At 32.0% G+C, this 13310-nt stretch carries 14 protein-coding genes; 13 read left to right on the top strand and 1 reads right to left on the bottom strand.

Annotated features, from left to right (window positions below; all coding sequences use genetic code 11):
- Positions 1-143: 143 nt before the first annotated feature.
- The 13 genes from CN601_RS06120 to CN601_RS06065 all read left to right on the top strand — a co-directional run bounded on the left by CN601_RS06120 (position 144) and on the right by CN601_RS06065 (position 12534).
- Complete coding sequence (locus CN601_RS06120) at positions 144-662, top strand: methylated-DNA--[protein]-cysteine S-methyltransferase (RefSeq protein WP_098170480.1); 519 nt, start codon at positions 144-146, stop codon at positions 660-662.
- A gap of 27 nt (positions 663-689) precedes the next feature.
- Positions 690-1508, top strand: coding sequence for an SPL family radical SAM protein (locus CN601_RS06115; protein ID WP_098170479.1), 819 nt, complete (start codon positions 690-692; stop codon positions 1506-1508).
- A 101-nt stretch (positions 1509-1609) separates the two neighbouring features.
- Positions 1610-2035 (top strand): GNAT family N-acetyltransferase, encoded by a 426-nt coding sequence (locus tag CN601_RS06110; RefSeq protein WP_098170478.1) that lies wholly within the window; start codon positions 1610-1612, stop codon positions 2033-2035.
- Between the two features lie 191 nt (positions 2036-2226).
- Positions 2227-2370 (top strand): hypothetical protein, encoded by a 144-nt coding sequence (locus tag CN601_RS26860; protein ID WP_179865457.1) that lies wholly within the window; start codon positions 2227-2229, stop codon positions 2368-2370.
- Positions 2371-2836: 466 nt separating this feature from the next.
- Positions 2837-4027: a DUF445 domain-containing protein gene (locus tag CN601_RS06105; protein WP_179865456.1), complete on the top strand. Its 1191-nt coding sequence runs from the start codon at positions 2837-2839 to the stop codon at positions 4025-4027.
- Between the two features lie 267 nt (positions 4028-4294).
- Positions 4295-5803, top strand: a complete 1509-nt coding sequence (gene zwf, locus CN601_RS06100; protein WP_098170476.1) for a glucose-6-phosphate dehydrogenase — start codon at positions 4295-4297, stop codon at positions 5801-5803.
- A gap of 3 nt (positions 5804-5806) precedes the next feature.
- Entirely contained in the window at positions 5807-7798 is a 1992-nt protein-coding gene (gene tkt, locus CN601_RS06095) for a transketolase (RefSeq protein WP_098121162.1), read from the top strand.
- Between the two features lie 92 nt (positions 7799-7890).
- Positions 7891-8784 carry a phosphogluconate dehydrogenase (NAD(+)-dependent, decarboxylating) gene (gene gnd, locus CN601_RS06090; RefSeq protein WP_098121163.1) on the top strand — a complete coding sequence of 298 codons (894 nt, stop codon included), beginning with the start codon at positions 7891-7893 and terminating at the stop codon, positions 8782-8784.
- 49 nt (positions 8785-8833) lie between these two features.
- On the top strand, positions 8834-9499 hold the full coding sequence (gene fsa / locus CN601_RS06085) for a fructose-6-phosphate aldolase (protein WP_098170475.1): 666 nt from the start codon (positions 8834-8836) through the stop codon (positions 9497-9499).
- A gap of 107 nt (positions 9500-9606) precedes the next feature.
- Positions 9607-10665, top strand: a complete 1059-nt coding sequence (locus CN601_RS06080) for a lactonase family protein (protein WP_098170474.1) — start codon at positions 9607-9609, stop codon at positions 10663-10665.
- A gap of 21 nt (positions 10666-10686) precedes the next feature.
- Entirely contained in the window at positions 10687-11001 is a 315-nt protein-coding gene (locus CN601_RS06075) for an iron-sulfur cluster biosynthesis family protein (protein WP_098170473.1), read from the top strand.
- 306 nt (positions 11002-11307) lie between these two features.
- Entirely contained in the window at positions 11308-11964 is a 657-nt protein-coding gene (locus CN601_RS06070; RefSeq protein ID WP_098170472.1) for a hypothetical protein, read from the top strand.
- Positions 11965-12174: 210 nt separating this feature from the next.
- A complete protein-coding gene (locus CN601_RS06065; protein WP_098121168.1) occupies positions 12175-12534 on the top strand; it encodes a hypothetical protein in 360 nt (119 codons plus the stop codon).
- Positions 12535-12607: 73 nt separating this feature from the next.
- Here CN601_RS06065 and pssA read toward each other — a convergent pair whose 3' ends face one another.
- Positions 12608-13099 carry a CDP-diacylglycerol--serine O-phosphatidyltransferase gene (pssA, locus tag CN601_RS06060; RefSeq protein ID WP_098121169.1) on the bottom strand — a complete coding sequence of 164 codons (492 nt, stop codon included), beginning with the start codon at positions 13097-13099 and terminating at the stop codon, positions 12608-12610.
- Between the last annotated feature and the right edge of the window lie 211 nt (positions 13100-13310).

Genomic DNA, 13310 nt, shown 5'->3' with positions numbered 1-13310 from the left:
AAGAATAAAACTTTTTACACGCTTTGAAATAAATTTTCAAATTCTTGCTCTTTCATTCGATAAACCGTCCATCAGAATTATTTATGTTTATAATAAACAGTAGTTTAGCTGGCGTACAAATGAGTGGTAAGGGGAGAATGAAAATGAATGTAAACTCAAATGATAATTTATATTGGACAATCATAAACCATAAAGAATGGAAAATTTATATAGCGGCAACAAGTAAAGGACTATGTTTTGTAGGTTCGCAAAATGGAGCGAAGCAAGAATTACTATTATTTAAAGAGAAATACTTTCCACAAATAGAAATGGTAAATGATGAAGTGCAACTGGAAGTTTATAAGAAAGAGATTATTGAATTTTTAGATGGCGAGCGAATTGATTTTAATCTAAACGTGGATTTTCGGGGGACAGCCTTTCAAAATGATGTCTGGAATGCGCTTCGCTCGATCAATTATGGAGAAACAAAAACATATTCAGACATTGCTGAAACAATCAATAAGCCGAAATCTGTTCGAGCAGTCGGGACAGCGATCGGTGCCAATCCATTATTAATCATTATTCCTTGCCATCGTGTGATCGGAAAAAATGGTGCTTTATCAGGTTATCGAGGTGGCTTAGATATGAAAAAAAGTCTTTTAAAAATTGAATCCATCCATTAATCGAGATGCTTTTAAGGAGCTGAACGGATGAATAGTGAACTATTCTATAAAAATCCTAAAACAATACTGAATAAAGGAACCGGTTTCCTTGCAGGATATACGCACTCCTTAAATCCATACACAGGTTGCTCATTTGCATGTTCATACTGCTATGTAAGGCAGATGCCCGTATCACTTTTTCGAAAAAAAGAATGGGGTAGTTGGGTTGATATTAAGCAAAATGCAGCTATAGTATTGGAAAAAGAACTGAAAAGGGCTAAAAGTAAAGGTGAAGTGACTATTTTCATGTCTTCAAGTACTGACCCTTATCAACCAGTTGAGCATAAAGAAAGATTGACCAGAAGCTTATTAGAAACTATGCTTCAACATCAGCCTGATTTCTTATTTGTACAAACAAGAAGTCCGCTTGTAAAAAGAGATATTGATCTTTTAAAGCTATTCAAAAATAAAGTACGCGTAAGTATGACGATTGAAACGGATTTAGATGAAATAAGAAAGATTTTTTCACCTTTCGCTCCTCCTATTAATGCACGATTAAAAACTTTGGAAGAGCTTGCGAAAGAGGGGATTCCAACACAAGCTACAATTGCTCCAGTTTTACCTAGTAGTGAGGATTTCCCAATAAAGTTGTCGAAAATTGTTAATAGAGTTTGTATAGATGATTTTTTTATGGGTGATGGGAGTGGAGGAAAACGGACAACACGCCTTGGTATAGAGACGAAATATAAAGAGCATAAATTAGAAGAATGGTATGATTCAGAAGCTTATCTGCTAGTTTATGAACGCTTTAAAAAATACTTTTCGGAAAATCAGCTTTTTATAAGTCAAAAAGGATTTGAACCTTAAACCTAAAATATATAACAAATCATTTCATAAAAATGATAAAATATATAACAATATTTGGTATTTTTATGGAAGATTATGTATGTGAATAGGAGAGGGAAAAGATGGCAGAAATAAAATTAATGAAAAGTAATTCAGATATTTTGAAAACGTTTCAAACAGTCAATCAATTACGTCCACATTTAAGAGAAGATAAATATGTTGAGACGATTAACAGATTAATAAATTCAAATCATTATCATCTTGTAGCCGTAGTTGAAAATGAAGAAGTAACAGCGGTTGCGGGCTATCGTATGACTGAATCATTAGCATGGGGTAAATATTTTTATGTGGATGATTTAATAACTAATGAAAGCCATCGTAAAAACGGCTATGCACAGCTTTTATGGAATTGGTTAATAAATGAAGCGAAAGAGAATAATTGTGAACAATTCCACTTAGATTCTGGAGTTCAGCGATATGACGCACATAGATTCTATCTTAAAAATAGGCTGGATATAACTTGTCATCATTTTCAATTGAATTTTTAAGCAGATTATTACAAGACAGAAACTACAAGATGATTGTAACTCTATGAAACTCCCTCTTTTGATCAGAGATTTTTAATGATGAAAACGTTGAATAAATTTATAGGGGACTTGTCCATGAATATTCCAATCTTAATTAAGATTGATTTGAAACAACTTAAGATTTGTAGCAATAATGTTTGGGAGGCTTTTCGATGAATAAGAAAGAAGATGAAAATATGTCAAAAAAAGTAAAAGAGCCAATCAAACCAGCTGAAACAACAAAAACTATTAAATCTATATACGACAAAATCAGAGCTCGTAATGGTGAAGCTTTAGAGAGACTGAGCAAAAACTAATAGAGCATTGCTATATACAAATACCTAGATGTAGCAGAAGTTGAAGAAGATAATAATACAGTGGTTAACTTTATGGATTAGGGTTACTAATCAAAATAACAGACCAACATTTGAAAACATTTGAAGAGGTAGTGCAATGGATTGAAGCATTCACTGTTTAATTACAGTCTATGTTTCAATCTATTTTCGTTTTAAATAAATTTAGAAGACCAGCTTATTATAGGTGTTCTATTTTGTTTGTTATTTATAGATTCTTATTTCATGGTGATCGTATCAATACCATTAAGACTGCTGGGGTACCTGTCTATTTTTGTTAAACTGAAAAAATCATGCTTTTCCTTTCCATTTGTAATCTTTCAAATCACTGCCTCAAACAATAAAAAATAAATTTTAGTAAATAAGATTTTAGAAATAGATAAAAGGAATGATATACTATCTTCAAATAGATCTAGGAGGATTTTTATTAATGAAAGAGAAAAATTCAAAACGGCTAGCTAATATTTCACTAATCGTTGCAACATGTGGTTTTGCTGCAACAATGCCGTTCCAATCTAAGCTATTACAGATCCTTTCTGGTGGATTTGAGGCAGCTTTAGTAGGTGGTCTTGCGGATTGGTTTGCTGTAACGGCAATGTTTCGTCATCCACTTGGTATACCTATTCCACATACTGCCTTATTGCCTAAAAATAGAGCAAAGATTACAGAGGGAATAATAAGTACGCTTAATAATCAATGGCTTAGTAAGGAAAGTTTAATTGAAAAAGTAGAAGAGCGTGAATGGATTAATCAAGGTTTAAGTGCATTTGAAGGTCTGCTTGAAAATGATGAATCTAGAACAAAAATGATTGAATCAATCCAACAATTTGGTGCTTCAATAAATGATGAAACAATCGAAAATTACCTGTTAACGACATTTAAACCGACTATCAATTCAATATCCTCACAGAAATTGCTTAGCAATGCTGTTGATACTGTAATTGAAAAAGAATGGGATGCAAAAACTTATGAATTTCTAATTAATAAGATTGAAGAAACAGTCAGCACACCACATATAAAAGAATTAATCGGAAAAGAGATTATTCAGTTTATCGAACGAAAGTTTTTCATGATAAAAGCTTTTCTACCAATGATTGGTGAAGAAAAGATAACTGAATTTGTACATAGTGGATTAATAGACTTACTAACAGAGTTAAAGGACCCTAAAAGTGATCGAAGGAATTTTATCCTATCCTTTATTCGATTGGAAGCAGAGAAAACTAAATCGAATGAAAATATCATTCATCAATTAGATGAATGGAAAAATAAAGGCTATGAATATGTTGTAAAACAAGCAATTAATTTGTTTAGAAATAAGTTAAATGATAAGGATTTTATCTTAAATTCAATCGAAAAAATCCTCGCTTTCATAAAAAATTCTAATTGGATCGATAATGTTGAACAAAGCTTTAAGAAATTATTGATCAACACAATAGAAAAATATCATCATAAAATTGCAGACTTAGTAAAATTCAATATTGAAAAATTATCAACAGAAGAAATAACTGATTTACTAGAAAATAAAATCGGTAAGGATATAACTTGGATTCGTGTTAACGGAGCTGTTTGTGGGTTTATTATCGGTTTAATTTTAACAACTTTACGCATTGTTTTTACATAATAATCAAAGCCTTAATTAACCTAAAAAGTTAATTAAGGCTTTTTTAATGAAATTAAAAAAAACCAATAAATAGAAACATAAGCATTTTATTGGAAAGAAAAATTTTTTTCATGTATTATATGTTTGTGTAAAAAATATTTTCCGAATAGATAGTTGGAATGAATTATTTGAACTAACATTAGCTAGCTCTAAATAAAAATTAAAGATCGTTTGAAAATATATTTTTTATAAATCATTTAAAAGTTCGACTAAAAGGGGGTTTAATTAATGGATTCTATGTCATTTGTATTGTTCGGAGCCACTGGTGATTTAGCAAAACGAAAAATCTTCCCTGCTTTATATAATTTATATATTGACGACAAGATGCCGGATGCTTTTTCAATCATCGGAATTGGAAGAAAAGATTTTTCACATGACGAATTTCAGAATCAAGTAAAAGAATCACTAATTACTTTTTCAAGACGTTCTATAGAAGACCAAAAGATGGTCCAAAAATTTCTAGATTCAATTCGTTATCAAAAATTGGATATCACGAACAAAGAAGGATTCGTTGAATTATTAGATTTAGTCAAAGAAAGAGAAATGGAATTAAACATTCCTGAAAACAGATTATTTTATTTATCAGTAGCACCTGAATTTTTTGATGTAATTGCATCAAATGTTAAAGAAAGCGGACTTGGCACAACGAATGGATGGAAACGTCTAATCATTGAAAAGCCATTCGGACGTGATTTAAAAACAGCTAGAGAATTAAATGAAAAATTAAGCAAATCTTTTAAAGAAGAAGAAGTTTATAGAATTGATCATTACCTTGGAAAGCCAATGGTTCAAAATCTAGAAGCACTAGAATTTGCTAATCCGGTTTTACAAGCATTATGGAATAATCAATATATCGCAAATGTTCAAATTACTGCTAGTGAAACTGTCGGAGTAGAAGAACGAGCGGGTTATTATGATAAATCCGGAGCGATCCGAGATATGTTCCAAAATCATATGTTACAAATGTTAATGATGTCAGCTATGCATCTTTCAAATCAAAATACTGCAAGTGATGTGAGAGCTGAGAAGAAAAAAGTACTTGAATCACTTCGTCCTTTATTAAAAGAAGAAGTAGCTTCTCATGTAGTCCGTGGGCAGTATGGTTCTGGTGAACTAAATGGTAAGAAAGTAGTAGCTTATAAACAGGAACCAGGTATTGAGTTCTCTTCACAAAATGATACTTTTGTAGCAGCAAGAGTATTAATTGAAAATGATTTTTGGAAGGGAATACCATTCTATATCCGTACTGGTAAAAGAATGAAAGAAAAATCTACACGAATCGTTTTTGAATTTAAAAGTCCGATTCAAAACCTTTCTAACAAGAACAGTTCAAACAATGGGCCAAATTTATTAGTAATTGAAATTAACCCTAATGAAAGAGTTTCATTCTACTTAAATAGTAAAAACGTAGAAGGTAAAATTGAACCTGTACAAGCTCAGTATTTTGCTAATAAGGAAGCTCATCCTGAAGCTTATGAATTATTAGTAAATGATGCGTTACGAGGAGATTCAAAATTCTTTGCTCATTGGAATGAAGTAGAATTATCATGGCAATGGGTTCAACCAATTTTAGAAGCATTTGAAGAGAATTTAGTTCCACTTCAAACTTATAAAGCTGGTTCATTTGGTCCAAAAGCTGCAGATGAATTATTAGCAGAAGATGGATTTAAATGGTGGTTAGATACAGATTTTATTGAAAAACAAGACAAAGATTCAGACCTAAAAAGGAGCATATAAACGATGAATTCGATTTCTACATTATCAATTAATACAATCCGTACCCTTTCTATTGATGCGATCAATCAAGCTAATTCTGGTCACCCTGGTTTACCAATGGGTGCCGCACCAATGGCATATGCATTATGGGCTGAGCATTTAAAGCATAACCCAAAAAGTTCAAAATGGTTTGACCGTGACCGCTTTGTTTTATCAGCTGGCCATGGCTCAAGCATGTTATATAGCTTACTACATCTTGCAGGTTACGATGTTTCAATCGAAGACCTTAAAGATTTCCGTAAACTAAATAGTAAAACACCTGGTCATCCTGAATTTGGCCACACTGATGGCGTTGAAGCTACAACTGGTCCACTTGGGCAAGGGATTGCTACTGCAGTTGGTATGGCAATGGCTGAAGCACATTTAGCAGGTAAATTTAACAAAACTGACCTTTCTATTATTGATCATTTTACTTATGCATTAGTTGGTGATGGCGATTTAATGGAAGGTGTTGCATACGAAGCTATGTCACTTGCAGGTCATATGAAACTTGGAAAGTTAGTAGTTCTATATGATTCAAACGATATTTCATTAGATGGTACATTAAACCTTTCTTATTCAGAAGATATGAAAAAGAGAGCTGAATCATTTAACTGGCAATATTTAAGAGTAGAAGATGGTAATGATCATGTTGAAATTTCAAAAGCAATCGAACTTGCTAAACAAAACACAGATCAACCTACTATTATTGAAGTTAGAACGATTATCGGATACGGAAGTCCTAAAGTGGCTGGTACAAATAAAGCCCACGGTAATCCATTAGGTCTTGAAGAAGCGAAAGAAACGAAGAAAGCCTACGCTTGGAACTACGAAGAAGATTTCTTTGTACCAGAAGAAGTTAAGTTACATTTCAAAGAAATCCAAGAAAAAGGTAGCGAAAAAGAAGCAGAGTGGAAGCAATTATTTAATGCATATCGCGAAGCTTACCCAGAATTAGCAGCTCAGCTTGAAAAAGCAATTAAAGGTGATGTTTTAATCGAAGCAGAAGATTTATTAACTTTTGATGAAAATAAAACAATTTCTACTCGTGTTGCAAGTGGTGAAGCGATTAATCATTACATTAAATCAGTTCCAGAAATTTTCGGTGGAAGCGCAGATTTATCACATTCAACAATGACAGATATTAAAGATGAAAGTAAATTTGCAGTAGAATCTTATGCTGGACGTAATGTTTATTTCGGAGTACGTGAGCATGCGATGGGTGCAGCAGCAAATGGTATGGCATTACATGGTGGAGTAAAACCTTTCGTAAGTACATTCTTTGTATTTAATGATTATTTACGTCCTTCTATTCGTTTAGCATCACTACAAAAATTACCAGTAACTTATGTGTTTACACATGACTCAATCGCTGTTGGCGAAGATGGACCTACACATGAACCAGTTGAACATTTAGCAGCTTTACGTGCAATTCCTGGTTTAACAGTAATTCGTCCTTCTGATGCAAATGAAACAGCTAATGCTTGGGCTTATGCATTACAAAACACAGAAGGTCCGATTGCTTTAGTATTAAGCCGTCAAAACTTACCTGTATATGAAGAAACAGCTCGTAAATTAGATCTTCTTACTAAAGGTGGTTACGTTTTAACTGAAACAAATGACCAACCTGATTTAATTTTAATCGCTACTGGTTCAGAAGTATCATTAGCAGTAAATAGTAAAAATGAACTAGAAAAAGAAAACGTCTCAGTACGTGTAGTAGCAATGCCAAGTTGGGAATTATTTGATAAACAATCAGATGATTATAAAGAATCAGTTTTACCATCAACTATGTTAAACCGTGTATCTATTGAAATGGGTATTTCACTTGGATGGGAACGTTATGTTGGTTTCAAAGGTAAAAAAATCTCAATTGAGACTTTTGGAGCATCTGGAACAGGTAATGAAGTAATGGCATTATTTGGATTTAGCACAGAGAATGTAGTTAATGTAAGTAAATCTTTGTTAAATTCTTAATCAATAAATGAATAATTGATTTTGTTAACATAAAAAAGTGTAACTAGAGAAAAACAATAATATTACTGTAGATATTTTGGGAGGATAAAGTAATGAAAGTTGGTTTAATTGGATTAGGTAAAATGGGCTTAAATTTAGGTCAAAATTTAATGGATCATAATCACGAAGTAGTTGCATTTGATTTAAATGCAGCTGCAGTAGAAGAAATGAAAGGTTTAGGTGCAATTGGTACTACAAACCTAGAAGAATTAGTTAAAAATCTTGATACTCCACGTGTACTTTGGATTATGGTACCACATGGTGTTGTTGATTCTGTTATTAATGACGTTAGACCATTCTTATCAGAGGGCGATATTGTTATTGAAGCAGGAAATTCTCACTATAAAGAATCAATTAGACGTTATGATGAATTAAAAGAACATGGCATTCGTTTCATGGATGCTGGTACTTCTGGCGGTATGGAAGGCGCACGTAATGGTGCTTGTTATATGGTTGGTGGAGACCAAGAAGCTTGGGATATTGTAGAACCAATTTTTAAAGATACTTCAGTAGAAAATGGCTACTTATATGCTGGTAAAATTGGTAGTGGACATTTCTTGAAAATGGTTCATAATGGTATCGAATACGGTATGATGGCTGCTATTGGTGAAGGGTTTGAAGTTTTAGAGAAAAGTGACTTTGATTTCGATTATGAAAAAGTTGCAAAAGTATGGAATAATGGTTCAGTTATTCGTTCTTGGTTAATGGAATTAACTGAAAATGCATTCTCTAAAGATGCAAAACTTGATGAAATTAGAGGCGTTATGCATTCTTCTGGTGAAGGAAAGTGGACGATTGAAACTGCTCTTGACCTTCAAGCTGCTACACCAGTAATCGCAATGTCATTATTAATGCGTTACCGTTCATTAGATAACGATACGTTCACTGGTAAAGTAGTTGCGGCTCTTCGTAATGAATTTGGTGGACATGCAGTTGAAAAGAAATAAATAAAGTATAAAATAAGAAATATCCCTAAACAAATGGAGGAAATTGAAAATGAAATTTTTTATTGACACAGCTAACGTAGCAGACATTCAAAAAGCTTACAAAATGGGCGTATTATCAGGTGTAACAACAAACCCATCTTTAGTAGCAAAAGAAGGAGTTAAATTCGAAGATCGTATCGAAGAAATCTTAAAATTAGTTCCTGAAGTAGAATCTGTTTCTGCAGAAGTAACACCAAACGCGGTATCTGCTGAAGAAATGATGGCTGAAGCTGATGAGCTTATTAAAATCAATGGTGGAGATAAAAATATCACAATTAAATTACCAATGACACTTGCTGGTTTAGAAGCTTGTCGTTACTTAACTAAAAAAGGTATTAAAACAAACGTAACATTAATCTTCACTGTTAACCAAGCATTATTAGCAGCTAGAGCAGGTGCTACTTATGTTTCTCCTTTCTTAGGACGTTTAGATGATATTTCTGAAGACGGCGTATTATTAGTTGCTAAAATTGCAGAATTATTCCGTGTTCATAACTTAGATGCACAAATCATTGCTGCATCAGTTCGTCACCCTGACCACGTTACTCGTGTAGCATTAGCTGGTGCACATATTGCTACAATTCCTTACAGTGTAATTGAGCAATTATCAAAACACCCATTAACAGATCAAGGTATCGAAAAATTTGCTGCTGACTGGGCAAAAACAACATTATAATTTGTCATAAACTTATGATTCTTAAATAAGTATTAAGCCCCCATTTTCATTGAAGCAATGAAATGGGGGTATTTACATAAAAACAAGGAATAGAGGAGGAAAATAGAATGAATTCGAATCAGAAATTTGTTGGTTATGTAGGTACATATACTAAAAGTGAAAGTAAAGGTGTTTATCAATTTACACTTGATACTGAAAAAGAGCGAATTACAGACGTAAAACCAGTGGCTGAACTAGGAAATCCAACTTATTTAGCGATTAGTGAAGACAATAAGAATTTATATGCTGTTGTAAAAGAAGGAAATTTAGGTGGTATTTCTGTTTTTTCAATTAATGAAAACGGTGATCTACAAAAATTAAATGATCAGTTAATTGAAGGCGCTTCACCTTGTCATATTAGCGTGGATTCAAAAAAACAAAATATCGTTACAGCAAATTATCATAAAGGTACAATTGAACTATATAAAATAGATGAAGAAACTGGTTTTGCAAGTGTTGCGAAATCGATTATGCAACACGAAGGCACAGGACCAAATAAAGAAAGACAAGAAAAACCACATGCTCACTATTCTGGTTATACATTAAATGAAAAATACGTAGCTGCAATTGACCTAGGAATTGATCAATTAGTTACTTACAAAATCGAAGACAATTCTTTAGTTGAAGTAAGTAGTCTCTCTGTTAAACCTGGAAGCGGACCACGTCACATCACATTCCATCCGAATGGCAAATTTGCGTATATTATGACTGAACTTAGCTCAGAAGTAATCGCTCTTCAATTTAATGAAGAAAACGGAAGCTTTACTGAACTTCAATATATTTCTACGATCCCAAGTGATTTTACTGAAAACAATCAAGGTAGTGCTATCCATATTTCAAAAGATGGTCAATTCGTTTACGCTGGTAATCGCGGTCATAATAGCATCGCAGTATTTAGTGTAAATCAAGATACTGGTAAGCTTGAATTAGTTGAAATTACTTCAAGTGAAGGGAACTGGCCAAGAGATTTCGTTTTAGACCCTTCTGAAAATTATTTAGTTGGTTCAAACGAAATGTCAGGAACTCTAGTTTTATATTCTAGAAATAATACAACTGGTAAACTAACAGCGATTCAAACAGACGTACAAGTTCCAGAAGCTGTATGTGTGAAGTTCTTAAACGATTAATATAAATGGGGAGACTTTAAAATGGATTTTAAAATAACTGATGAGGCAAAAGAAATACTTGCAGAAGTAGAAAAAAACAAAATACTTCAATTAGAATTTGATCGTGGAAGTTGTGACGTTGTTAACAATATATACGAAATAAAAGTCATTAATAAAAGAGAATGTGGCCCAAATGAAAAAATGATTATTGGAGACGGATTTGAATTTATGGTTAATAAAAATTTTGAAGATGTTTATGAAGACCAACTAGTTATTGATTATAAGGATGGTTCTTTTATTTTCAAAAATAGAAACCAGATTTTTAATAATCGTATTGGATTGACTTATATTAAATAGGATTATTAAGGGGAATTAAATAGAGCAATATTTTAAGATGTGATTCTTTTATGAATCGCATCTTTTTTTAGTTAACAATTATAGGACTAGAATAATGTAAAAAATGAAGAGAAAAAATGAGAATTAACCCAATTGACGGTAAATATTGTTTAATAGATAATTAATATAGAATATCAAAAATTATAAATTGTTAATGGAGCAAACTAGTTAATGTAAAACGTTCTACATTTATAAAAATGACTACTATTTTACATACCTTATTGCTATCGTAATTTGATAATTTTAATAGAAAGGCGGATGATTTTATTGTTAAACAATAAAAAGTTCTTAACTATTTCAATTATTCTATTTCTAATATGTATAGGTTTAAGCATTAATTTTCCAAACGATTATACTTTGGGTGCAAAAGCTTCAGTCAATAATATACCGATTACGAAGGACAGCGGTATAAATTATAAAGGAGTTATATGGTTATTCTTCTTTGTAATTAGCCTTTATTTTCTTGCAAAAGCAATAAAAAAATACAAAGCTCGAATTATAATACTTGCTATAATAATTTCTGCAGTTAGTCCTCCTTACCTTACTTATGCATATCAAAATACGATTGCAACTGGCATTTACGCGATTTCATATGAATCCCAAAATAGTGAGTGTAATTTTGATAAAGTTAATGAAACAACACTGCATGGAGTATGTGAGCTTAATTTTAAAAACTACAGTAGCAAAGCTGTACATTTTAATGTTGATTTTTATGATAAATATCCGTTTGAAGAAGAGGTGCAAATGTTATCACTCATGAAAATAGGTGCTCCTTATAGTGTGAATTTAGCTGGAAATGAGACAAAAAGAGTAAAAATTGAAACGGATATTGATCTGTCAAAGATGAAACATCATATTGATGGTGGGGGCTCTAATGATGTACATATAATGATCAGCTCGGGAGATAAAACTAGAAAATTATAAGTCCTTTTTATTCATAAATCTACTAAAATAGCAAATAATTGAATAGTATAAATAGTATAGAGTCACTATGGTGGCTCTTATTTTTTATAGAAGGAGGTAAATTTTCGAAGTTGATTTCAGGATTAATTGCATTGAATGTGATATGATATAGTCTAAAAACATACACTTTTCTTAGCGATGTATATTTTTTACACTTTAGGGGATGGAGAAATGAAGATCGAAATGCTAAAAGCGAATATGCTGGCTGAGGATATTAATGACTTTATTCAATTAGTACATAATAGTTATGAAAATAGTAAGTTTACATCAATAAATAATAAAGATAAAATCTTTCAAATAAAACTACTAATTGAAGAGTACAGGTTTCAAGTATTAGTAGATGAACTCTTTAGAATTAATCGTTTTTCATGGGATGAAAAATACACATACTTATTGGTTAATAATTTTTTAAAAGGAATCAGTATTATTGATGAATACGTAGAAAATAACTACAATGAACTATATCTTTTTACTGCTAAACTATACTCTTTAAAAAGAGGTATAGATCTATTTAGTCCAAGAGAAGTATGATCGCGGTGTCAATTTAAAAAAGCTAGTTCCTTTTAGATGAGGACTAGCTTTTTTAAGGTTTATATGAAAGTTGTTATAGCTTTTTAAATCTGAATGGACTAACCATTAAAAAAGCGAGTATTAATGTAATCCAGGCATTACTATATAAAAACATACTCATTCCAGCTAAAGGTAATCCCGCAGCAGGTATAGGTAAACCTCTAAAATATCCAATAGTTGGTTTCGCACTAAATTTAGCTAATCTTAATGCGCCCATTGTAGGGAATAGGATAAAGGCCAAGGAAGTTAAAATTGATGGGGCCGAAATAGAATGAAATAAAAGTGCAGGAGCAACTCCAAAACTAACTATGTCCGCTAGGGAATCCAGCTCAACACCAAACTCACTATTTACTTTTAATTTCCGTGCAACTCTACCGTCAAGTAAGTCGAAAATAGCGGAGATGAAAATAAAAATAGAGGCGAGCAATATTAACCCACTCATATTAAAAGTAATTGATAGCACTCCACAGAGTAAATTTCCGATTGTAAGTAAATTAGGTATGGCCTTAATGATTTGAGTGTACATAGTGATCCCACCTGACTATTGAAAATCTTTAAATAGTATTTTCTATCTATGTACACATTATTCCTAAACTGATTTTTGAATAGTTGAAAGGAAAAACATTAGTTGATTTCAAGGGGATGTGCGAAAATATTGATTTTTATCCTTTAATAAAAATGACTAAAAAGACGTTTAAAAACGCCCTCTTAGAATGAGTTGTTCATTATATTTCAAT

The sequence above is a fragment of the Bacillus sp. AFS017336 genome, assembly GCF_002555445.1.
Classification (GTDB): Bacteria; Bacillota; Bacilli; order Bacillales; family Bacillaceae_G; genus Gottfriedia.
The sequence above is the reverse complement of the archived record's forward strand: the minus strand, read 5'-3'. Positions and strand labels throughout refer to the sequence as shown.